Genomic DNA, 22,316 nt, shown 5'->3' with positions numbered 1-22,316 from the left:
CTCAGGTGTAACGCCGATAGACGAAATTGTTGCTATCGGTATTCACCTCAGACAATGCCGCATCCACAATGCCGCGATCCTGTGAACGACGACAGACAGGATCTGCGGCATCGGCCCGTCCAGTGAGGGCGAGTGCCTGACAGCGGCAGCCGCCCCAGTCTACTTCCTTCTGGTCGCAGGAGCGGCAGGGTTCGGGCATCCAGTCCGTGCCACGGAACATCTGGAACAAGTCCGACTTTTCCCAGATGTCTTTCAATGAAGCGCCCTGGACATTTGGGAATGTCACGCCGGGAATGGTTTCCGCCGCATGACAGGGCAGCACGCGGCCGGAAGGCGCGATATTAAGGAAGCGCTGCCCCCAGCCACCCATGCAGGGCTTCGGCTCGTCTGCATAATAATCCGGCGTCACGAAATCGATGGCCATGGTGTTGCCAAATCGCTCACGCGCGGCGGTAACGGCTTTTTCCGTGTCTTCAAGTTGCCGTCGTGTGGGCAGCAACGCAGACCGGTTTTTCAGCCCCCAACCATAATACTGCGTATGGGCGATCTCTACACGGCGGGCACCGAGTTGTTCCGCAAGATCAAACATTGCGGGAACACGTTCGGCATTCAGACGATGAATCACGAAGTTCAGCGTCAGGGGCATGCCGTCTTCAGCAACCAGTTTCGCAGCTTCGATCTTGCGCGCCTGAGCGCCTTTCATGCCACCGATGACTTCCGCTTCGACGGGATCGACGTCCTGAAAGGAGAGCTGGACATGGTCCAGCCCGGCGTCAGAAAGTGCGGCCAGATTCTCCCGGTTCATCAGCACGCCGGATGTGATGAGATTGCTGTAAAGCCCGGCCTTAGCGGCGCGCTTCACCAGAATGGGCAGGTCTTTCCGCGCCATCGGTTCGCCGCCGGAGAAGTGAACCTGTAGCACGCCGAGCGCTGCCGCCTGATCAAGAATGTCACACCATTGTTCGGTGGACAGTTCATTCGCCTTCGGTTCCAGCGCAAGCGGATTGGAGCAATAGGGGCATTGTAACGGACACCGATGCGTCAACTCCGCAAGCAGACTCATGGGCGGCGCGACGGTCATGCCTTCCATATCAGCACCTGTCGGTCGGCGAGATCAGTCGCCATGGCCAGGACGTCCCGCGCAATTACTTCGCGCGGTGCGTTGAATGACACCGCCAATGTGTCGATGATCGTTCCAAGTGAAGCCTCCCCATCCACGCGCCGAAGAATTTCCGCCGCAACCGGATCGGCCAGAAAAGCACGTTCCGGTGCCTGTATGATCCACTGATCTCGCACACGGTCATGCTGTAATCGCGTGCCTCGCGCGAAAGCGGGGATTTTTTCTTCAGTGCAGAGGGGAGAGTTCTCGCTCATCAGGAAGGCCGAAACGCGCCCGGCGGGATATTGCCCGGCGTGACATAGGCATAATCAAGCACATCAAGCATGGACCACAGGACGCCGCATTTGAATTTCAGCGCATTCAGAACCGCCTGCTGCTGTTCTGGAGTGCGTGCGTGCTCCTTCACATACGCCAGAGCGAAATCGGAATCGCGGGGCGCCTGAGTGAGACGTGGCGTGAAATAGGCTAGCGTCTCCTCTGTGATGAAATCGTAATTCCGCAGCATGCCGGCCACACGTTCGGAAATGATGGTCGGTGAGAACAGTTCCGTCAGCGATGAGGCAATGGCTTCCAGAATGGTCTTTTCGCCCACGAAATGCACATAGGCATCGACGGCGAAACGGGTGCCGGGAAGAAGACCGTCCAGTGATTCAACATACTCGCGGTTCAGACCAAGGCCATCCGTCAGGCGGAGCCAGCGCGCGATGCCACCCGTGCCGGGTTCATTGCCATCATGGTCCTCGATACGACGACGCCATTCCCGGCGCAGTTCCGCTGTTGGCAGTCGCGCCAGCAGGGTTGCGTCCTTGGCCGGAATACGAGCCTGATAATAATAGCGGTTGAGTGCCCATGCCTGCACCTGACCTTTCGTCAGCTTGCCGTCATGCAGCGCGCGATGAAACGGATGCCTGTTGTGATAACGCTCGGCGCCGATTGCTCTGAGAGCCGCTTCCAGTTCATCGGGGGAAAGAAGGGAAGCGCTCATAGTGTAATCCTCATGCCATCATACGAAACTTCCCATCCGGCCGCTTCCGTTGCAGCGCGTTCAGGCGAGTCCGCCAGCAGGATAGGGTTGGAATTGTTGATATGGATAAAAACCTTGCAGGGAATATCGAGGTCACGAAACGCTGCGATGGTTCCATCTGTCTCATTGACCGACATGTGGCCCATCCGTTTGCCGGTTTTCTCGCCCAGACCCGCCTGTATCATCTCATCATCCATCCAGAGCGTGCCATCGAAAAGCACAACATCCGCCCCTTTGAGACGATCTCGCAGATAGGGCGTCATGCAGGCACAGCCCGGAATGAACAGAACCCGGTGCTTGCCGTCGGTGATTTCCAGCCCGACTGTTTCTCCATTTTCGAGAATCTCCGCTGGATTGGCGCCCTTTTCCGCATAGAGAGGAACTTTTCCCGGAACGACGAAAGGCGTCACAGTCAGACCGGCTGGTGTTCCATCTGTTAGTTTCAGGGAAACCGGCTGATCGAGCTTCATTTCCGAACGCGTCACGATGGAGCGGTTCAGCGCTTCGAAAATGGGGTTGGCGTCGAGTTGATCCAAGACCTGCCGGGTTCCCAGAATCTGAAAAGGCTGACGTTCCCGTAAGGTGAGCAGACCGGTAATGGTGTCTACCTCGGCACCGGTCAGGATCACGCCTGCAATGGGGGTCGAGCGCAGTCCGGTCTTCGGGTGAAGGGCAGGGGTCTGGTTGATCTGCTGCCGAAGGTCTGGCGAGGCATTGACGACAAACCAGTGATCGCCATCGCCGCTGATGGCGATGGAAGCCTGTGTTCGGGCTGGAGCCAGAGGATCACCGGCGCGAGCACGCTGGCATCCTACTGCGTTTGAGTTCCACTGAGGAAAACCGCCACCTGCAGCGGCACCCAATACGATGAGATCAATCATGGAAAAGGCTTTTAAACGCAAAACGCCGCCAGCGCGAGGCTGACGGCGTTCTCGCTGGTCTGCGAAACCTTATTTCTTCTGGCCGCAAACGTAGCTGTTGATTTCAGCGCCCAAAGGCACTTCGGTCACTTTCGGTGTATTCCAAGCCATGATGTATCCTCCATTGGATGAGATGAAGATACCTCAGGGTAATCATGCTTTTGAGGTTCGTGCCACCTTTTGAAACGTAACCGTCCTGCGCTTTCTGTTGATTGAAGGACTGCGTAAAGTGGCAAGAAAGATGATTTTTCATATAGTGAATTGAAAAACAACAATATTTTCAAGTGATCGTTGGGGTGCGGATTATGATCCGCTGCTGTTCACAGTCCTGTGAGGTCGGTTTCCAGATGCTTTCCGAGGGCAAAAGACTCCCGTTGCTGCCCGAAAATGGGGAGCCGCAGCGGAAGCAAAAAAAGTATCAGAAGAGGGGAAGGATTGGGCTTGCATGACCATTCGTCCTGAGCTAAAAGCCCGCCTACCGCACGACGGGGCCGGTTTAGCTCAGTTGGTAGAGCACGTCATTCGTAATGATGGGGCCAGGGGTTCGAATCCTCTAACCGGCACCACTTTCGTCTGCGGTCTTTCCAAACAAAAATATTCAGCCACTGCGACAAAAGTCCTATCGCGCGCGATCTTGCTGCGGGATGATGCTCTTCCATTCTCAAAATTATTGTTCATCGGCATGGATAGTCGGCGCGCTGCATGTTGACGCTCACGGTCCTCGCGTCCGATGGTAGGTCCGCTGAAACGACAGAGAAAATCTCGCGTTCAGACTTTACCGGAATCATTGAGGAGAGAAATCTTGATTTCTCAAAACGAACTTTCCATTCCCGGAATTTCCACTCCAGCATCCCGCGTGGCGCTGGGCACATGGGCTATCGGTGGCTGGATGTGGGGCGGTCCTGACGATGATAACGCCATCCGCACGATTCATCGGGCGCTGGATGAAGGTATCAATCTGATCGATACGGCCCCGGTGTATGGTTTCGGACATTCAGAAGAAGTGATCGGGCGTGCGCTGGACGGTCGACGGGACAAGGTCATTCTTGCCACGAAAGTCGGCCTGAACTGGAAAGATGAGAAGCCTTTCCGTGACAGCACGCCGGGACGGATCCGTCAGGAAATCGAGGATTCCCTGCGTCGCCTGAAAACGGATTATATCGACATCTATCAGGTCCATTGGCCGGACGATAAAACGCCCATTGCCGAGACTGCAGAGACGTTGGCAGCCCTTGTAAAAGAAGGAAAGGTCCGCGCGCTCGGCGTGTCGAACTACTCAGTGGAGCAGATGGAGACCTTTCGTGCTCATGCGCCTCTGGCCGTCGTCCAGCCGCCTTACAATCTGTTCGAACGTGGGATCGAGAAGGACATTCTCCCCTATATGGAGAAGCATAAACTTATCGGGTTGGCGTATGGTCCCCTCTGCCGAGGATTGCTTGCCGGTAAAATGACAAGCCAGACCGTCTTTCCCAAAGATGATCTGCGCAGTGCGGACCCCAAATTTCAGGCTCCACGTTTTGAGCAGTATCTGGCAGCCGTCGATAAACTCCGCGCTATCGCTGATAAGCACGGTAAATCGCTGATGGTTCTTGCCATTCGTTGGGTTCTGGACCAAGGGCCGCTGATCGCACTTTGGGGTGCACGCAAGCCGGAGCAGATCACAGGAGTTTCGGATGTATTTGGCTGGAATCTTACAGCGGAAGATAAAGCCGAGATCGACCGGATTCTGAAAGAAACCATCCCCGATCCGGTTGGCCCCGAGTTTATGGCCCCACCTAACCGCTGAGAAAACGACGAGGACGTCTGAGATTTTCTCAGCTTCTTCATTCCCCCTCAGGAAAAGAGTGATTTTCTGAGGGGAGGTGTGAGTTTTCTTGAAAACTCTCTGTTACTTATTTTTGTCCGGCTGGATGAAGGAAGGCAGGAGCGGATTATCCGTCTGCATTGATCCCTTGGATGGCAGGAGGGAGGCATCCCACCCGCCACCGAGAGCCTGCACAAGTGCGACGGAATCCACCATACGCGCCTGCTGAATGGCGAGAGAGGTTTCTGCGTTTGAGAGTGCGGTAGCCTGCGCGGTGATGACCGTCGTGTAGATCTCCGTCCCTGCCATATACTGATTCATCGAGACCGTAACTGCCTTGTTCGCGGCATCGAGCGCGATGGCCTGCTGTGCGGCCTGATCTGCCAGAATGCGCAGATTGGAAAGCTGGTCTTCGGTGCCTTGCAGAGCTGTCAGCACTGTCTGGCGGTAGGCGGCGGTGTAGGCATCGTAATTCGCGTTGGCTTCATAAACAGCAGCAGTCCGCGATCCACCTGAGAAAATGGTTTCGGTGGCCGCGGCACCAAGCGACCAGATACGATTGGCCACCTGCACAAGCGCACCGACCGGATCGCCGCTGTAGGAATAGGAGGCCGTCAGCTTCACGTCCGGATAGAAAGCTGCGACGGCTGCGCCGATCTGGGCGTTATATGACTCCATACGACGCTCGGCTGCGGCGATATCAGGACGACGTTGCAACAGTGTCGCCGGAACGCTTACCGGGATGGCGGGAATATTTCGCGTCAGCGAGCCGGTCGGGATTGTCACATTGGCTGGCGGCTGACCGATGAGAACGGCAATGGCATGCTCGTATTGTGCCCGAGCGATGCCTGCCTGCACTTCCTGGGCCCGTGTCTGCTCCAGCTGCGTCTTGGCCTGCAGCAGAGCCGTGGGTTCGGCGACACCCGCATCGTACTGATTTTGCGTAATTTTCAGCGAGTGTTCGTAAAGCTCAGCCGTGCGGTGCAAAAGATCCTTGAGACTATCCTGATAGCGCAGATTGAAATACGCAGTCGCCAACTGGGCCTGATAGGAAAGGGTGGCATTGGCGAGATCTGCGGCGCTTGCCTGCGCCTCTGTCACCTGTGACTGAATCTGACGTCGGATCTTGCCCCACAGATCAAGGTCCCAACTGGCTGTCGGACCCATGCCGTACGTAGATTCCGTGGTGTTCGACGCTGTGTAAGTGGTGCCGCTGGAGCCATCGGCATAATTGACCAGCACACCTGATGAGGCGTTACGGGAACCACGCCCCTGACTGTTTCGGTTGAAACTCAGAGAACCGCTTAGGGTAGGATACAGCTGGGCACGGATGGCGTTGATGGTTGCGCGCGCGTTTCTATATTGCGCTTCATATTGGGCGATATTCTGGTTGTTGATCGCCACGCGCTCTTCAAGCGCATTGAGTTCCGGATCGTTGTAGATTTCCCACCATTTCCCTTTCGGGGCGGCGGCCAGAGATGGGGCGGCATAATCCCACCCTTTGGCGGGGTGAAGTTCCTTGAAGCGCGGTGAGATGATGGCCGCGGGTTTTTTATAATCCGGGCCGACCATGCAGCCGGACAGAGCAAACAGGGAGAGCAGGAAAGCGGGGCGGGAGCGTGATTGGTGTTTCATGCCGCGTCAGGCGTCCTGAGGGTTTGCGTGAGAGGAGAGACGCCTGCGCGGATTTTTACGGAACCGCAGCGCGAGACGATCGAGTGTAAGATAGACAACCGGCGTGGTGTAGAGCGTCAGAGCCTGACTGACCACCAGTCCCCCAACAATGGCGATGCCGAGCGGTCGCCGCATCTCGGCGCCATAACCGTTGCCGAATACAAGCGGTAACGCGCCGAAGGCCGCCGCGAGAGACGTCATGATGATCGGTCGGAAGCGCAGCAGACAGGCCGTGCGAATGGCTTCCAGAGGCGATGAGCCGTGCTCCCGCTCAGCGTTAATTGCAAAATCCACCAGCATGATGGCGTTCTTTTTCACGATACCGATCAGCAGGATGACGCCGATCATCGCGATCAGCGAGAAATCCTCTCCAAAGAGCTGGAGCGCCAGAAGAGCGCCCACGCCTGCGGATGGCAGGGTGGAGAGAATGGTGATCGGGTGAACATAGCTCTCATAGAGAATGCCGAGAACCACATAGACCGCGACCAGTGCGGCCAGGATCAGAATGGGCTCGTCATTGACCGATTTCTGGAACTGGGCGGCGTTGCCAGCAAAACTGCCGTGAATGGTTGCGGGCATGTGCAGCGAGACGGTTTCGTCCTGAATGATCTGCACAGCGCGGCTCAGCGCCACACCTTTCGCCAAATTGAAGGAAAGAGTGGAGGCAACGGACTGTCCCTGATGATTGACCGAAACAGCCGTGTTGGCCGGCTTTATGGTCGTGATGAAGGTCAGCGGGATCATCGACGCCTTGCCGGTGGAAACCGCCGAGCCGTTGGAAGCCGAGGAACCACCAGCCAGTTTGTTGGCGATCTGGTTTCGGAAGTTCTGGCTGTTGATGCTCGCCACAGTGCTGCTGGTCGTGCTGCCTTCACTGCTTGAAGTGCGCACTCGAATTGTGTTGGATGCCGTTCCACCCGCAGCGCTTCCGCCCGTCGAAGCGACCCATACCTGCTTGATGGTGTTCGGGTTGCTCCAGAATTCCTTCGAGGCTTCCATCACCACGCGATACTGGTTGAGCGAGTTGTAAATCACGGAAGCGGCGCGCTGACCGAAAGCGTCGTAAAGCGTGTTCGAGATAAGCTGTGGTGTAATCTGGAACCGGGAAGCCGTATCACGATCGATCGCTGCCACAATGGCGGCTCCGCCCTGCTGCACATCTGTGGAAAGGTCGAGAATTTCGGGATGCTTTCTCAACGCTGCCAGTAGCTTTGGCGCCCAGGTGTAAAGTTCAGTCGCAGAGTCTCCCTCCAGCGTATACTGGTAGGAAGCGTTGCCCTGTCGCGCCCCTGCACGGACGCCCCCCGGTTCCATCAGAAAGAATTCAGCGCCAACGAGATTCTTCAGGCGCTGTGAAACCCGGAGCATGAGCGCGGAGGCCGGACCGCGTTCGCTCTTATCTTTCAGTTGAAGGAACAGGGTCGCCTGATTGGATGAGCCGCGTCCGCCGACAAACCCGGAGACGCTGTTCACTTCCTTGTCCTGCAGGATTGCGCGTTCGACCTCGGCGATTTTCTGCGTCATGGCCGTGAAGGAGATGGACTGGTCTCCTCGCAGATGCCCCATGAGCATGCCGGTATCTTCTGTGGGGAAGAAGCCTTTCGGCATGACGATGAACAGCGCGACGGTGAGCACGAGAGTGGCGGGAAGAGTCAGCAGGACAAGCAGGTTATGCCGGAGCGTCACATCGAGCGTGACGGCATAGGCTTTTTCCAGCTTCGCGATGGCGTTGCTAAAAAATGAGCCGGTCGAGGAGGCCAGCCTGTTCCACCAGCTTGCTGTCCTGTGGGGCTCGCGGACATGGGGTGAGCGCAGTATGCGTGAGGCCAGCATGGGAGTCAGGGACAGGGAAAGCAGCATCGAGATGACGATGGTGATCGAGATCGTCATGGCCAGTTCGTGGAACAGACGCCCTGCCAGACCACCGAGAAGCAGGATTGGCAGGAAGACCGCAATCAGCGACACGGAAATGGAAACGACGGTAAACGCCACTTCCTCAGCCCCTTTGAGCGCGGCCTCTCTTGGCGGCACACCTTCCTCGATATGACGGGCGATATTTTCCAGCACGACGATGGCGTCATCGACAACAAACCCTGTCGAGACCGTCAGCGCCATCAGCGACATGTTGTCGAGCGAAAACCCCAGCAGCCGCATCGCACCGAATGTCGCGATGATGGATGTCGGCACGACGATGGCTGGAATGAGCGTCATCCGCAGCGAACGCAGGAAGGCCAGTGTCACCAGAACGACCAGAATGACACCGATGATCAGTGTCGCCTGCGTGTCCGCGAGCGAAGCGCGGATGGTGAGAGAGCGATCCAGCGCCACATTCAGGGAAACGTCGCTTGGCAATGCAGTCCGCAGAAGCGGCAGTTTTGCGTTGATCTGGTCGATCGTTTTGATGACATTCGCGCCCGCCTGCGCGAAAATCACGCCAATAACGGCACGCTGCTCGTTATAGAAACCCGCGTTGCGGATATCTTCGACGCCATCGTAAACTTGAGCCACATCGGCGAGACGTACGGGGCGGTTGCTGCGGTAGGCGATGATAAGATCACGATAGGCCTGTGCTTCGCGCGCCTGATCGTTTGTGTCCAGCGTATAGCGCACGCCGTTCTGATCGATGATTCCTTTGGGTGTGTGTGCATTGGCCGATGCAAGTGCAGCACGTACGTCCTCAAATCCGATGCCGTACTGGAATAGTTTGAGAGGATTCATCTCCACACGAACGGCGGGCAGGGCGCTACCAGCAATCTGTACCATGCCGACGCCGGAGACCTGCGAAAGATGCTGTTCCAGTACATTGCTGGCCAGATCATAAAGGACGGCTGGTGTGCGGGTGGGCGAGGTAAGGGAAAGAATGAGAACCGGCGCGCCGTTCGGGTTGGCCTTGCTGTAGCTGGGGTTTGTCCGGAGCGATGAAGGCATGTCGGCGCGGGCGGCCTGAAGCGCGGCCTCCACGTCGCGGGCCGCGCCATTGATGTCCCTGTTCAGGTCGAACTGGAGCATGATCCGGACCTGATTCTGCGATGACTGAGACGTCATCTCCGTCAGGCCGGCAATTTGTCCAAGATGGCGTTCAAGTGGAGCAGCAACCGAGCTTGCGACTTCCTCAGGCGAACCGCCGGGCTGCTGCGCCTGCACCATGATGACGGGGAAATCCACGTTGGGCAGGTCCGAGACCGGCAGGCTCAGATAGCCGAGGATACCCGCAATCAGGAGCGCCACGGTCAGCAGTGTGGTGGCGACAGGGCGTTCGATGAAGAGGCGGCAGGGGCTCATCCGCACTTAGCCCTGCGTGCCGGAAGGCTGCGGGTTCTGTGCAAACCGACGCTTCCATTTCTGGCCCAGCGTATCCAGCGCAAGATAGATGACGGGGGTGGTGAACAATGTCAGCAACTGGGAAACGGCCAGACCACCGACAATTGCGAGCCCCAGCGGGCGGCGTAATTCGGAGCCGGTGCCTGACGAGATAACCATCGGCAATGCGCCCAGCATGGCGGCGAGCGTCGTCATCAGGATGGGGCGAAAACGCAGCGTTGCCGCCTGACGGATCGACTCAAGCGAAGACATGCCTCTCTCGCGTTCTGCTTCCAGCGCGAAGTCGATCATCATGATCGCATTCTTCTTGACGATGCCGATCAGCAGAACGAGGCCGATGATGCCCATCACATCCAGCCCGGCGCCCGAGATGCGGAGCATCAGCAGTGCTCCGATGCCAGCCGAGGGCAGGGTGGAGAGAATTGTCACGGGGTGAACAAAACTCTCATAAAGAATGCCAAGCACGATATAGACCGCTACGAGTGCCGCACCGACGAGGAACAGTTCATTGCCAAGCGAGCCCTGAAAGGCTGCGGCTGCACCCTGAAAGGATGTCTGGAAACTGACGGGCAGATTCAGCTTCTTCTCCACCCGGCGGATGGCATCGGTGGCCTGCCCGAGTGTGTAGCCTTTTGCCACATTGAATGAGACGGTTGTCGCTGGAAACTGTCCGTAGTGCGTGATCAGCAGGGGGGCCGTCTCGTTTGTGATGGACGTTACGGCCGCCATCGGCACCAGCCCGGAAGTGGGCGAACGTGTTGGACCTGAGGTGCTTTCACCCGAATTGCCGGAGATGCCGGGCAGATAAAGCTGGTTCAGTGAAGCAAGGTTTTTCTGGAACGCCGGATCAGCCTCGAGGATCACACGATACTGGTTGGACTGCGTATAGATCGTGGAGATCTGCCGTTGCCCGAATGAATCGTAGAGCACATTGTCGATCGTCTGGGGCGTGATGGAATAACGGGCCCCCGTGGAGCGATCGAGCGTGACCTTGGCAACCAGCCCTTCGGCCTGAAGGTCCGAAGTCACGTCAGAGAGGGAGGGTTCCTCCCGCAAGGCGTCGATGAGCTTCGGCACCCATGTCTTGAATTCGTTATAGTCCGGGTTTTCCAGCAGGAATTGATACTGGGTGGCCGATACGGTGGTGTCGAGCGCAAGATCCTGCACGGGTTGCATGTACAGGCTGATGCCCGGGATGCCAGCGGTTTCTTCTGTCAGCCGCTTGGCGATTTCCTGCGCATTGCTGCTGCGTTCGTCATGAGGCTTCAGGTTAATGAGAAAACGTCCCTGATTAAGGGTCGCATTCTGTCCGTCCACGCCCACGAAAGACGAAAGTGACGCGACATCCGGGTCTTTCAGGATTGCGCGGGCAAGCTCTTCCTGATGCACTTTCATGGCGTCAAAGGAAGTGGACTGTGCCGCGACCGAAATGCCCTGAATGACGCCGGTATCCTGCACCGGGAAGAAGCCCTTCGGAATCTCCCATCCAAGAAACGCAGTCAGGAGCAGCGTAGCGCCAAACACCAGCAGCGTTGTCTTTTCATGAGCCAGAACAACATCGAGCGCGCGGTCGTATGCAGCGATCAGACGTTCCGTGGCAATTTCCATCCGGGCGGACCAGCGCTGGAACCATGTTTGCGTCGCCTCAACTGTGTGGGGCCGCTCGGTCAGCAGACGGGCGCACATCATCGGCACGAGCGTGAGCGAAACCAGAGCTGACAGAATGATGGTGATGGCCAATGTGACCGCGAATTCGTGGAACAGTCGTCCGACGACATCGCCCATGAAGAGCAGCGGGATCAGCACGGCAATCAGCGAGATGGTCAGCGAGACGATGGTGAAGCCGATCTCCCCCGCGCCCTTCAGCGCCGCCGTCATCCTGTCTTCACCGGCCTCGATATAGCGGGAGATGTTCTCGATCATCACGATGGCATCGTCCACCACAAAGCCGGTGGCGATGGTGAGTGACATGAGAGAGAGATTGTCGAGCGAGAACCCCATCAGGTCCATCACGGCGAAAGTGCCGACAATGGAGAGTGGGACTGACAGGCTGGGAATGATGGTCGCCGGAATATCGCGCAGGAAGACAAAGATCACCGCCACGACCAGTGCGAGCGCAAGGAAAAGCTCGAACTCCACGTCGGCCACAGAAGCACGGATTGTCGTGGTGCGGTCCGTCAGGAGAACGATATCGATCCCCGGCGGCAGCGTCTGCTTCAGGATGGGCAGGGTGGCCTTGATGTTGTCCACCACGGAAATGACGTTGGCGCCCGGTTGACGCTGGACGTTCAGGATCAGGCCCGGTGTGGTGTTCGCCCAGGCGGCAAGTTGTGTGTTTTCCGCACCCACGATGACGGAGGCCACATCGCGCACCCGGATCGGCCCACTGTTCTGATACGCAATGACCTGATTCAGAAGCTGCTGGGCGCTGACAAGCTGCCCGTCCACACGAAGGGTGGCTGCCCGTTGCGCACCATCGAACGTACCGGTGGGGGAATTGACGTTCACATTGCTGATGGTGGTCCGCAGCGTATCCAGATCGATGCCGTAGGAGGTCAGCTTGGGAATGTTGACCCGGACCCGGAAAGCCTTGCGATTGCCACCCGAGAGCGTGACGAGACCAACCCCCGATATCTGGCTGATCTTCTGCTCCAGCCGCGTGTCGACATAATCTTCCACTTCGGGGAGCGGAATAGTCTTTGATGTGATGCCTAGGGTAAGGACGGGTGTATCAGCAGGATTGACCTTGGCGTAGGTCGGGGGTGCGGGCAGGTCGGTCGGGAGAAGCGAATTGGCCTGGTTGATGGCCGCCTGCACTTCCTGTTCCGCAACGTCCATCGACATGCTCAGGCCAAAGCGCAGGGTGATGACCGATGCGCCACCGGATGAGCGCGAAGTCATCTGATCCAGTCCCGGCATTTCGCCGAACTGGGTTTCCAGAGGAGCCGTTACGGACGTGGCCATAACATCTGGTCCGGCCCCTGGGTAGAAAGTCTGCACGGTGACCGTGGGATACTCCACGTCCGGCAGCGCCGAAACCGGCAGGAAGTGATAGCCGAGCAGACCGGCAATCAGCACCGCCACCATCAGCAGCGTGGTGGCGACAGGCCGTTCAATGAAGATGCGTGACGGATTCACGGGCAGCGATCAGTTGGCATTGTGGCGGCGATGTTTCTTTGGCGTCGCATCCGGCTGCACCTGAGTGGTGGTGTCAGGGTGGTCGGCGGGAATGGACACCGAAGCGCCTGCGCGCAGATGATCCGTGCCATCCGTGACGACACGATCACCCGCCTGAAGGCCGCTGTCGACCACGGTGCGTGTTCCATCCGTGATGCCGGGCTTCACATTGCGGACTTCGACGGTGCTGTCCGCTTTCACCACATAGACGAACTGACCGTTCGGGCCGGTTTGCAGGGCATTGGAAGGTACGATGATGGCGTCATGCAAAGTCTTCACCAGCAGACGGGCATTCACGAACTGATTGGGGAACAGATGTTCGTCTTCGTTCGGGAAGATCGCACGCAGACGAACTGTGCCTGTCGATGTGTCGATCTGGCTGTCGAGCGCACTCACGCTGCCCGTGGAGATTTTCTCCGTGTTGGAGCTGTTCCACGCTTCGACCTGCAATTTCTGTCCGGCACGAAGTTCGTCCACCACTTCCGCCAACTGGTCCTGCGGTAATGTGAATATGACGGAAATAGGCTGCATCTGCGTGAGGATGGCGAGACCACCCGACTGCCCCGCCGTGACATAATTCCCCTTGTCCACGGCACGAATGCCAACGCGTCCATCCACGGGGGCAGTGACGTGGCAGTAGATCAACTGGAGCTTCTGGTTATCGACCAGCGCCTGATCGACCTTTACGGTGCCTTCAAGCTGTTTGACAGTGAACTCCTGATCGCGCGCGGTCATGGCGGCGACGCTGTCCTGCCTGATAAGCTTCTGATACCGGGCGTTGTCGATCCGGGCTCTTTCAAGCTGCGCCTGATCTTGCGCAAGCTGCCCTTCATACTGGCGTAGGGCTACTTCGTAGGGGCGCGGATCAATGATGGCGAGCAGATCGTCTTTCTTGACGTGCTGACCTTCAGTGAACTTGACGTCCATCAGGTAGCCGTCAACGCGTGTCTGTACCGTCACGTTGGTGATCGGGACGACCGTGCCAAGTTCGGTGAGGACCACAGGCATATCGCCGCGAGTAATGGTCTGGACGGCAACCGGCTGAGCGTCTGTTGCTGTCGGGCCGACTCTGCGTGCGCTCTTCTGCCGATGCCCGACAAGGGCATAAGCCACGGCTGCAACAAACAGGAGGAGCACGATAACCCATATCCAGCGACGGCGGCGCGGCGAGGAAGACGGAGGCGTGGGCGAACTGGTGGTAGGCTGATCGTCCATGGGAGATGTCAAAATCCGTCCTGAATGAGTAATCCAATTCTACGGCAGAATTCAATTCTCAATAGCAGTAAACCGAAAACACTAACATGCCCCCAAGAGGTTTTTTTTGCTTAAAAAAAACTTCATAGGCTTATGAAAATAAAAGATAAAATCTTTCACGTCGTATTGAGTTTAACTCTGTGACAGTTTGTTGAGCGGCAGTTCAGTTGAGAAAATTCGCATTTGCGCTGGCAGGCACGTGTGGAGATGGTGCTACTGCCGCATTGTGAATATTGCGATATGTAACAAATGTATCGTGCATGAAACGCCAGATTCAGCAATTCAGACGCACGGGACATCTGGTGAGAAAGTGTTTTGTTCACTAATATAGAGGGTAGGGAGTAAAGCGTACATGGTCACCCTCTATCCTGATCTGAACCACAGTCATAAGCGTTACGCTTTTGCATTGCTGCTCATGTGCGGTTTTGCCGTTGCAGTGCCCGTGCATCATGCGCACGCGCAGGAAGCAGAGCAGGCTGAAGCAGAAGACGCTGCGAAAGAAGCCGAGGCGCGGAAAGACGCAAAGCGTGCCGCGCCGCCGGCTGCTCTTCCAGGTGCTGAATCTGCGGAAGAAGAAGCAGGCCATGCCAATGCGGACATGGAGCCGACGGCGGCACTGTTCGATGCCGTCAATCGTGGAAGTCTTGGCGCTGCGAAGGAAGCGGTAAGCCGCGGTGCTGATCTCAATGGTCGAAACGTCATTGATCAGACGGCGCTGGACATGGCGATCGATCTGAACCGCAAGGACATCATGTTCTTCCTGCTGTCGATGCGCGCTGTCGATGATTCCAACGAGGTAACAAGGACGACTGTCTCCAACTCCGGTGTTCGGGTGGAGAATGGCTCGGGTCATCTGAGCATCGGTAGTCGTGCTGGTCGCGGAACGAGCGCCAGTGTGATGGACAGACGCTATGATGCGACGGGCGGCCAGCCGCAGCCGACGATAGGATTCCTCGGGTTTGGTGGCAGCTGATCACCAAACCAGATTTTCCTGCTAACCCATTGAGTGGCGGCTACTGAGCCGCCAATGGCAGGGTCGAAGCGCTTGTCGTGAGAGATTGTGCGTCTGCTTCAAGACTTTCTGAACGGAGGGTGTCGAGCGGAAGCAATTGGTCGTCACGCTCAAAATGCCAGAATGTCCAGCCATTGCAGGACGGCGCATTTGTGAGCATGGCTCCCAGCTTGTGAATGGAGCCGCGTTTTGCGCCGCTCACCAGCGTGCCATCAGGAGCGACCGTCGCGAAAACCCGACGGTTGCGATCACAAACAACCGTTCCCGGTATGATGTAATTCCGCTCAACCAGGCTGCCGAACGGCACGCGGGGCGCTTCACGCTTGGCGGGTGTGGTGGCGACAGCTTCAGCCGGCAGCGGCTCTTCCCGAGCCACGCGCGCCATCGCGGCCTCGGCGTAATCGGGGTGCCGTTCGATGCCGACGAAATGGCGGTGCAGACGCTTTGCCATGGCTGCGGTCGTGCCTGTGCCGCTGAAAGGGTCGAGCACCACGTCGTTTTCGGCGGTCGAAGCAAGCAGCACGCGATGGAGCAGACTTTCCGGCTTCTGGGTCGGGTGGAGCTTCAGTCCGTGTTCGTTGCGCAGACGCTCATTGCCGGTGCACAGCGGCAGATACCAGTCCGAACGCATCTGCACGTCGTCATTCAGCGCCTTCATGGCCTGATAATTGAAGCGATACTGGCTGCTCTCGCTGCGCGCCGCCCAGATCATCGTCTCATGGGCGTTGGTGAAACGGCGCCCACGGAAGTTCGGCATCGGGTTCGATTTACGCCACACGATGTCGTTGAGGATCCAGAAGCCCAGATCCTGCAGGATCGCGCCAAGGCGGAAGATGTTGTGATAGGAGCCGATCACCCAGATCGTGCCGTCCTTGTGGAGAAGGCGGCGCGCTTCTGTCAGCCATTCACGCGTGAAATGATCATAGGCCTGAAGATCGCTGAATTTGTCCCAGTCATCATCAACGCCGTCGACAATGCTGTCATCGGGGCGGCGTAGTTCACCTTTCAACTGGAGATTATACGGCGGGTCCGCAAAGATGCAGTCAACGCTACCGGTCGGCAGGCTACGCATCGTGTCGACGCATTCACCGCACAGAATCTGGTCCAGAGGAAGTTCCATGGAGTTGTTGATAGCGCCGCTCATGCCGGGCCTCCAGTAGCAAGTGTGAGTTCAAGCTGCTTGCGGACAGTTCCGAAGCCGCGGCGATGGTGGGGGGTGCACCCCTGTGTAGTGATGGCCTTACGGTGGGCGGCGGTGCCGTACCCTGCGTTTTTGGCCCAGCCGTAACCCGGCCAGCGGATGTCGAGACGGTTCATGATCCGGTCGCGCGTCACTTTGGCGAGGATCGAAGCCGCGGCGATGGACAGGCTGATGCCGTCACCGCCAACAATGGTGCGGACAGGAATATCAAGCGGCGGCTTGCGATTGCCGTCTACAAGCGCGATGCGCGGTGGAGCAGGGAGTTTGTTTACGGCCCTCGCCATTGCAAGCTGCGCCGCCTTGAGAATGTTGAGTTCGAGAATTTCATTCACCGATGCCGCAGCGATACCGATCTCGATGCCGGGAACCTTGGGTAGCCGGGCGGCGATGGCTTCGCGGCGGCCTGCGGTCAGCGCCTTGGAATCATCAATGCTCATGGCGAGATCGTCTGGAACGCCCTGCGTGAAAACTACGGCAGCCGCCACAACCGGGCCGGCGAGCGGGCCGCAACCGGCCTCGTCCACCCCAGCCACGCGGCCTCCATATTCAGTCTCAAGGGCGAAGTCCGGCATGGTTCCTTTCCGTCGTCTTCAAACCACTCGCGGTGAATAATCGAGTAGTTTGAACTCCGACTCGCAGGTAAGGAAAACCATTTTCTCTCGTGACCGCGCAAGAGTCGGGAGCAAAAAAAATGCCGTGAGAGGCAGAAAAACCGTCAGACTCTTCACGAGTCGTAAAAAAGGCCGGTGGAATTCCACCGGCCCCGCTATTTCAGGTTGTTTGTTGCGCTTCAGGCCTTGCGGCGACGTGGAAAAAGCAGCCACGTCACGACGACGCCTGCAAGGTAGGCAATGCCAAGGGACAGCAGGGGCTTGTCGCGGATGCAGGCCACGCTTTTCTCGATGATGCCCTGGCTCTCTTCATAGAGATCGGCAAATTCCTCCTGCGCGATGCCAGCAAGCTGATCGACTTTGCCGGAAGCCTGCATCTTCGCGTCGCCGGTCAGACCGCCGACTGCGTCTTTCACGCGACCTTTCGCCTCATCGACGGCACCCTGGATTTTTTCTTTTGTCGGTTCGATCTTGTCGTCGGACATGTTGTGTTTCCTTTTCGCTGGTTTGCGGTCAGTCGGTGCGGCAATCCCGCATGAAGCAATAAACTTCAGACGGTTAGAAGGAACCGCTTTTCGTTCTGATGCAACGTTTTTTCTGGTTCGAAGTTCCCCTTCGCTGCATCCGGCGCATATGAGCATTATCCTGTGATCTGAGGTGAAGGCGGCTTGCCTGCCGCAGGAAAAGTCTGCTTTCTGCCGCCATGCCTCTTTTGCGCCGCTCGCAGATCATCGCTCTCACCATTTCCTGTTTTCTGTTCATGGAGCAGCTCGACGGCACCATTCTGGCAACGGCGCTCCCATCTATTGCGACCTCACTTCACGTTGACCCAGTTGAGGTATCGATAGCGCTCACTTCCTACATTGTGGGGTTGGCGATTTTCATTCCGGCATCTGGAGCCGTGGCGGACAGATTTGGCAGTCGCACCACGTTGATGGTGGCGATCGGCCTGTTTGTGGCCTGTTCCATTCTTTGCGCGCAGGCACAGACTCTACCGGTGCTGGCGGTCGGGCGCATGATGCAGGGCGTTGGTGGCGCGCTTATGATGCCTGTGGGAAGGTTGGTGCTGCTGCGAAGCGTGGCCAAATCCGAACTGCTGAAAACCATGACATGGATGATGATGCCCGCCACCTTGGGGCCGATGCTTGGACCGGTGATAGGGGGTATCGTCACGCAGACGCTTTCATGGCGCTGGAATTTTTATCTCAATATCCCCGTTGGACTGTTGGGTCTCTTCATGACGTGGAGGCATATTCCGCAATTGCGGGAGCCTCGAAAAACGCCATTCGATCGGATGGGTATGGTGCTGGCTGGGGGTGGTCTGGCGCTGTTGTCCGTTGGCGCGGAAATGATCAGCCATGCTACGAAGCCTTACTGGCTGTCCGCCGTGTTGGTGGCTATCGGAGCTGGTCTGTTCATCCTTTATTCCCGACATATGAAGCATTGCGAAGCCCCGGTTCTTGATTTTCGGCTCATGCGCGTGCCGACTTTCAGGCTGTCCGTTTTTAGTGGCGCTGCTTCCCGGCTCGCTGCCGGAGCACTCCCGTTTCTGGTCCCGGCATTGTTGCAGGTTGGGTTCGACCTTAGTCCCATTCAGAGTGGCATGATCATTTTTGCCGCGCCGGTGGGGGCTTTATGTGCCAGACCTTACGTGCCGCGTATCTTTCGTCGTTTCGGGTTCCGGCGCGTCATGATGACACTCGGTTGGGGTGCTGGACTAACATTCGGACTGGTCGCACTGTTCCCCGCTGGCTGGCCATACTGGACCTTGACGTTGGTTCTGATCCTGTCGGGCGCCGTTCAGGCCATCCAGTTTTCCGCCTACAACTCCATTGCTTATGCTGACCTGCCGGAACCGCGCATGAGCGCTGCGACGAGTTTTTATGCAACCTTCCAGCAGATCATGCTATCGTCAGGGATATGTGTAGCGGCCCTTGCCGTGACCATGTCGCGCATTGCGCATCATCACCTGACTGCCCAGACGGCGGATTTCCGGGTGAGTTTTCTGGTTATCGGCCTGCTCTCCTGTCTGGCCGTGCCTCTGGCGGCGCGACTGGCGCCGAATGCGGGGGCGAACATTAGCGGACATGGCCAGTGATCCGCGGCAGGATCAAAGGGTTTTTGACAATGTGTATGATCTCATTTTGAGAACGCATTAGACTGAATTAAATCATATACAAGAACGATCTGAGTATGAAACATTTCATATTCGGGTCGTAAGCCATCTTCTTCATCGTCCATGATCGGTCAGAAGAAACGCTCCGGCTCATAACGGGCGTCGTGCCCACAGTTGATAGTCTTTTCAAGTCAGGCGGTTTTGCTCCTGAGAAAGTGGTATTCTCGGGAGTGGCTGAACGCGCCGGGGAACAGAAAATGCGAGACCATATCCGATTTTATCTGGGCTCCGCTTTGCAGGAAGTGTCGGCTTTTTCACCGACACTGACGGTTCTCGACTGGCTGCGTGAAAAGAAGCGGAGGACGGGAACAAAGGAAGGCTGCAACGAAGGCGATTGCGGCGCCTGCACGGTCATGGTCGTTCGTCTGGAAGAAGGCGGGCTGACGTGGCGAAGCGTGAACGCCTGCATCCAGTTTCTATGGATGCTCGACGGGGCGCAACTCTTCACTGTCGAGGATCTTGCGTCCCCTGATGGCGCATTGCATCCGGTGCAGCAGGCTATGGTCGATGCTCACGGGTCGCAGTGCGGTTTCTGCACGCCGGGTTTCGTCATGTCTATGGCGGCGTATGCCATGAGTGGCGGGACAGACGATCCAAAAGCCATCAATGTCGCTCTGGCCGGAAATCTGTGCCGTTGCACAGGTTACGCACCGATTGTGCGAGCCATGGAGCAGGCGCTGCGGGATATGCAGAGCCACACCGATCTGTTCACCAGAACAGCGGAAACAATCAAAGACCGCCTTCTTGGTCTTCGCACACAAACAGGCGCGGAGATCAGTAGCTCAGTTGGTCGCGTCATTCTGCCCATTAACACGGAAGAGCTGGCGCAAGCTTATATAGTGCACCCTCAGGCAACGCTTGTGGCGGGGGCTACTGACGTTGGGTTGTGGGTGACCAAGCATCTGCGTGATCTGCCGACCATCATTTCTGTCCGCTCCGCTCACGATCTGCATTGTCTGGAGCGGCGTGACGGAGGTCTGTGGATTGGTGCGGGAGTGACCTACAGTCAGGCGCAATCAGCTCTTGCCGCGCAGCTTCCGGGGGCGGCGGAAACCATCCGCCGTCTGGGCTCGACGCAGGTGCGCAATGCCGCAACCGTCTGCGGCAATATTGGCAATGCGTCGCCTATTGGCGACGGACCGCCCATTTTTATCGCTGCCGGAGCGAGGCTGCATCTGCGGCGGGGAAATGTGCGGCGCGATATTCTGCTGGAAGATTATTTCCTTGAATATGGCAAGCAGGATCGGTTGCCGGGTGAATTTATCGAGGGCGTGTTCATTCCGGATATGCCTGAATGCTCGGTATTGCGTGCTTACAAGATTTCAAAGCGCTTCGATCAGGATATTTCCGCAGTATTGGGCGCTTTTTTCCTCTCCTTTCACGAGGATGGCTCCATCGGGCGCGCACGTCTCGCCTTCGGTGGGATGGCGGGTGTGCCCAAACGGGCGACGGGTGCGGAAGAGGCGCTTGTGGGACGGAAATGGACAGCGGAGGCGGTTGCGGATGCCCGTCTCGCCATTGCGGAAGATTTCACGCCCCTAAGTGATATGCGAGGGAGCGCGTGGTACCGCTCCACCGTTGCTGCCAATCTCCTGAATCGTTTCTTTGAAGAAACGTCATCGACGGAAAAGAGCGTATCCCTGTCTCTGGAAGGATGGAGGGAACTGGCAGATGTCTGAGACGATCATGGAAAAGGAAGAGATCGTTGCAGGTGGTGCGAGCAAGAGCCTGCGTCATGAAAGCGGAAGGCTGCATGTCGCTGGAAAAGCGACCTATATCGACGATATTCCGGTTCCCGACGATGCGGTTCATGTCGTTCCGGGCCTAAGCACTCGGGCGCACGCGCGGATCGTCTCGATTGATCTGGAGCCTGTAAAGAGTTTTCCCGGCGTGGTGCATGTTCTGACGGCTGCGGATGTGCGCGGCGAAAATCAGATCAGTCCTGTTCACGCTGGTGATGAACCTTTGTTTGCCGAAGATGAGGTGTTCTATTATGGGCAGCCGATTTTCGCCGTGGTAGCGGAAACGCGACAGGCTGCACGCAAAGCCGCGCGACTGGCGGAGATTGTGTATGAAGATCTACCAGCATTTCTTTCCATTGAAGAGGCGCGGAAGGCAGGGGGCCGCACGGTCTGGCGTCCACTGGAGATGAAGCGCGGAGATGCCGAACAGGCATTGAAAGATTCACCGAAAAGAGCATCCGGTCGACTGGTGGTGGGCGGTCAGGAACAGTTTTATCTGGAAGGGCAGGCGGCTCTTGCCAAACCGGGTGAGGAAGGCGAGATGCACGTCTGGTCCTCCACGCAGCATCCCACGGAAACGCAGCATCTCGTGGCGCATATACTGGATCGTCCCAGCAATCTGGTGACTGTGGAAATCCGGCGCCTAGGTGGCGGTTTCGGCGGAAAGGAAACACAGGCGACGCCCGCAGCCTGCATGGCGGCGCTGGCTGCGGATATTACAGGACGTTTCGCCCGATGCCGCCTTGATCGCGATGACGACATGATCATGACCGGTAAACGGCATGATTTCGTGATTGATTATGATGTCGGATTTGACGCTGACGGCGTGGTGCACGGCGTGGACATGGTGCTGGCTGCCCGCTGCGGCTGGTCTGCCGATTTGTCCGGTCCTGTGACCGATCGGGCGCTCTTTCATGCGGACAACGCCTATTATTATCCCGATGTGCGTTTCCGCTCGGAGCCTTTGCTGACACACACGCAGTCAAACACGGCTTTTCGGGGCTTCGGTGGCCCACAGGGAATTGCCGCTGCTGAGCGCGTGATGGAGGAGATTGCCCACGCGACAGGGCTTGATCCGCTGGATGTGCGTCTGCGGAACGTCTATGGCAGGGAAGAGAGAAATCTCACGCCGTATTACATGACGGTCGAAGATTCGATCTCTTATGAAATCATGACGCAACTGGCCAAAGAGTGCGCTTATCGCGCACGCCGTGAGGAAATCAGGGCGTTCAACCGGAAGCGCCCCTACATTCGTCGCGGCAGTGCCCTCCCGCCAGTTA

General features: G+C 57.5%; 17 protein-coding genes and 1 tRNA gene. 6 read left to right on the top strand and 12 right to left on the bottom strand.

The window, feature by feature from the left end:
- Position 1 precedes the first annotated feature (1 nt).
- From pqqE to pqqA, 5 genes are all read right to left on the bottom strand, one after another.
- The gene (gene pqqE / locus ABF824_RS09140; RefSeq protein ID WP_415488256.1) at positions 2 to 1,090 is read right to left on the bottom strand and encodes a pyrroloquinoline quinone biosynthesis protein PqqE; all 1,089 of its coding nucleotides are present in this window, start codon (positions 1,088 to 1,090) and stop codon (positions 2 to 4) included.
- Entirely contained in the window at positions 1,078 to 1,374 is a 297-nt protein-coding gene (gene pqqD, locus ABF824_RS09135; protein ID WP_415488254.1) for a pyrroloquinoline quinone biosynthesis peptide chaperone PqqD, read from the bottom strand. The genes pqqE and pqqD overlap by 13 nt, the downstream gene beginning before the upstream one ends.
- Entirely contained in the window at positions 1,374 to 2,105 is a 732-nt protein-coding gene (pqqC, locus tag ABF824_RS09130) for a pyrroloquinoline-quinone synthase PqqC (protein WP_415488252.1), read from the bottom strand. The genes pqqD and pqqC overlap by 1 nt, the downstream gene beginning before the upstream one ends.
- A complete protein-coding gene (gene pqqB, locus ABF824_RS09125) occupies positions 2,102 to 3,025 on the bottom strand; it encodes a pyrroloquinoline quinone biosynthesis protein PqqB (RefSeq protein ID WP_415488250.1) in 924 nt (307 codons plus the stop codon). Before pqqB ends, pqqC begins: the two co-directional genes overlap by 4 nt.
- A 69-nt stretch (positions 3,026 to 3,094) precedes the next feature.
- On the bottom strand, positions 3,095 to 3,175 hold the full coding sequence (pqqA, locus tag ABF824_RS09120) for a pyrroloquinoline quinone precursor peptide PqqA (RefSeq protein WP_289841725.1): 81 nt from the start codon (positions 3,173 to 3,175) through the stop codon (positions 3,095 to 3,097).
- A 379-nt stretch (positions 3,176 to 3,554) separates the two neighbouring features.
- On the opposite strand from pqqA, the gene ABF824_RS09115 reads away from it, so the two are divergent.
- Both ABF824_RS09115 and ABF824_RS09110 read left to right on the top strand, forming a co-directional pair.
- Positions 3,555 to 3,630 (top strand) — tRNA-Thr (locus tag ABF824_RS09115).
- Positions 3,631 to 3,869: 239 nt separating this feature from the next.
- On the top strand, positions 3,870 to 4,850 hold the full coding sequence (locus ABF824_RS09110; RefSeq protein WP_415488262.1) for an aldo/keto reductase: 981 nt from the start codon (positions 3,870 to 3,872) through the stop codon (positions 4,848 to 4,850).
- A 102-nt stretch (positions 4,851 to 4,952) separates the two neighbouring features.
- On the opposite strand, the gene ABF824_RS09105 is transcribed toward ABF824_RS09110, so the two are convergent.
- The 4 genes from ABF824_RS09105 to ABF824_RS09090 are packed head-to-tail and all read right to left on the bottom strand — an operon-like array spanning position 4,953 to position 14,255.
- The gene (locus ABF824_RS09105) at positions 4,953 to 6,503 is read right to left on the bottom strand and encodes an efflux transporter outer membrane subunit (protein WP_415488248.1); all 1,551 of its coding nucleotides are present in this window, start codon (positions 6,501 to 6,503) and stop codon (positions 4,953 to 4,955) included.
- A gap of 6 nt (positions 6,504 to 6,509) precedes the next feature.
- Positions 6,510 to 9,824, bottom strand: coding sequence for an efflux RND transporter permease subunit (locus ABF824_RS09100; protein WP_415488246.1), 3,315 nt, complete (start codon positions 9,822 to 9,824; stop codon positions 6,510 to 6,512).
- 6 nt (positions 9,825 to 9,830) lie between these two features.
- The gene (locus tag ABF824_RS09095) at positions 9,831 to 13,001 is read right to left on the bottom strand and encodes an efflux RND transporter permease subunit (RefSeq protein WP_415488244.1); all 3,171 of its coding nucleotides are present in this window, start codon (positions 12,999 to 13,001) and stop codon (positions 9,831 to 9,833) included.
- Positions 13,002 to 13,010: 9 nt separating this feature from the next.
- Complete coding sequence (locus ABF824_RS09090; RefSeq protein ID WP_415488242.1) at positions 13,011 to 14,255, bottom strand: MdtA/MuxA family multidrug efflux RND transporter periplasmic adaptor subunit; 1,245 nt, start codon at positions 14,253 to 14,255, stop codon at positions 13,011 to 13,013.
- A 454-nt stretch (positions 14,256 to 14,709) separates the two neighbouring features.
- On the opposite strand from ABF824_RS09090, the gene ABF824_RS09085 reads away from it, so the two are divergent.
- Entirely contained in the window at positions 14,710 to 15,267 is a 558-nt protein-coding gene (locus ABF824_RS09085; protein WP_415488261.1) for an ankyrin repeat domain-containing protein, read from the top strand.
- A 40-nt stretch (positions 15,268 to 15,307) separates the two neighbouring features.
- On the opposite strand, the gene ABF824_RS09080 is transcribed toward ABF824_RS09085, so the two are convergent.
- From ABF824_RS09080 to ABF824_RS09070, 3 genes are all read right to left on the bottom strand, one after another.
- The gene (locus tag ABF824_RS09080; protein ID WP_415488240.1) at positions 15,308 to 16,450 is read right to left on the bottom strand and encodes a site-specific DNA-methyltransferase; all 1,143 of its coding nucleotides are present in this window, start codon (positions 16,448 to 16,450) and stop codon (positions 15,308 to 15,310) included.
- Positions 16,447 to 17,079: a ribonuclease HII gene (locus tag ABF824_RS09075; RefSeq protein WP_415488238.1), complete on the bottom strand. Its 633-nt coding sequence runs from the start codon at positions 17,077 to 17,079 to the stop codon at positions 16,447 to 16,449. Before ABF824_RS09075 ends, ABF824_RS09080 begins: the two co-directional genes overlap by 4 nt.
- A 218-nt stretch (positions 17,080 to 17,297) precedes the next feature.
- Complete coding sequence (locus ABF824_RS09070; protein WP_415488236.1) at positions 17,298 to 17,603, bottom strand: CsbD family protein; 306 nt, start codon at positions 17,601 to 17,603, stop codon at positions 17,298 to 17,300.
- A 218-nt stretch (positions 17,604 to 17,821) separates the two neighbouring features.
- Here ABF824_RS09070 and ABF824_RS09065 point away from each other — a divergent pair, with 218 nt between their 5' ends.
- The 3 genes from ABF824_RS09065 to ABF824_RS09055 form a co-directional block, all read left to right on the top strand.
- Complete coding sequence (locus tag ABF824_RS09065) at positions 17,822 to 19,216, top strand: MFS transporter (protein ID WP_415488234.1); 1,395 nt, start codon at positions 17,822 to 17,824, stop codon at positions 19,214 to 19,216.
- 275 nt (positions 19,217 to 19,491) lie between these two features.
- The gene (gene xdhA / locus ABF824_RS09060) at positions 19,492 to 20,973 is read left to right on the top strand and encodes a xanthine dehydrogenase small subunit (RefSeq protein ID WP_415488232.1); all 1,482 of its coding nucleotides are present in this window, start codon (positions 19,492 to 19,494) and stop codon (positions 20,971 to 20,973) included.
- A partial coding sequence (locus ABF824_RS09055) for a molybdopterin cofactor-binding domain-containing protein (protein WP_415488230.1) occupies positions 20,966 to 22,316 on the top strand: 1,351 nt, incomplete at its 3' end. The genes xdhA and ABF824_RS09055, both read left to right, overlap by 8 nt.

The sequence above is a fragment of the Acetobacter sp. genome (assembly GCF_047721705.1).
GTDB lineage: Bacteria > Pseudomonadota > Alphaproteobacteria > Acetobacterales > Acetobacteraceae > Acetobacter.
This window is presented reverse-complemented; position numbering and strand designations above follow the sequence as displayed.

Bases quoted from the DNA above. Each gene is read 5' to 3' on its own strand.
- pqqE (WP_415488256.1), bottom strand. From the start codon at position 1,090: ATGGAAGGCATGACCGTCGCGCCGCCCATGAGTCTGCTTGCGGAGTTG.
- pqqD (WP_415488254.1), bottom strand. From the start codon at position 1,374: ATGAGCGAGAACTCTCCCCTCTGCACTGAAGAAAAAATCCCCGCTTTC.
- pqqC (WP_415488252.1), bottom strand. From the start codon at position 2,105: ATGAGCGCTTCCCTTCTTTCCCCCGATGAACTGGAAGCGGCTCTCAGA.
- pqqB (WP_415488250.1), bottom strand. From the start codon at position 3,025: ATGATTGATCTCATCGTATTGGGTGCCGCTGCAGGTGGCGGTTTTCCT.
- pqqA (WP_289841725.1), bottom strand. From the start codon at position 3,175: ATGGCTTGGAATACACCGAAAGTGACCGAAGTGCCTTTGGGCGCTGAA.
- ABF824_RS09105 (WP_415488248.1), bottom strand. From the start codon at position 6,503: ATGAAACACCAATCACGCTCCCGCCCCGCTTTCCTGCTCTCCCTGTTT.
- ABF824_RS09100 (WP_415488246.1), bottom strand. From the start codon at position 9,824: ATGAGCCCCTGCCGCCTCTTCATCGAACGCCCTGTCGCCACCACACTG.
- ABF824_RS09090 (WP_415488242.1), bottom strand. From the start codon at position 14,255: ATGGACGATCAGCCTACCACCAGTTCGCCCACGCCTCCGTCTTCCTCG.
- ABF824_RS09085 (WP_415488261.1), top strand. From the start codon at position 14,710: ATGTGCGGTTTTGCCGTTGCAGTGCCCGTGCATCATGCGCACGCGCAG.
- ABF824_RS09080 (WP_415488240.1), bottom strand. From the start codon at position 16,450: ATGAGCGGCGCTATCAACAACTCCATGGAACTTCCTCTGGACCAGATT.
- ABF824_RS09075 (WP_415488238.1), bottom strand. From the start codon at position 17,079: ATGCCGGACTTCGCCCTTGAGACTGAATATGGAGGCCGCGTGGCTGGG.
- ABF824_RS09070 (WP_415488236.1), bottom strand. From the start codon at position 17,603: ATGTCCGACGACAAGATCGAACCGACAAAAGAAAAAATCCAGGGTGCC.
- ABF824_RS09065 (WP_415488234.1), top strand. From the start codon at position 17,822: ATGCCTCTTTTGCGCCGCTCGCAGATCATCGCTCTCACCATTTCCTGT.
- xdhA (WP_415488232.1), top strand. From the start codon at position 19,492: ATGCGAGACCATATCCGATTTTATCTGGGCTCCGCTTTGCAGGAAGTG.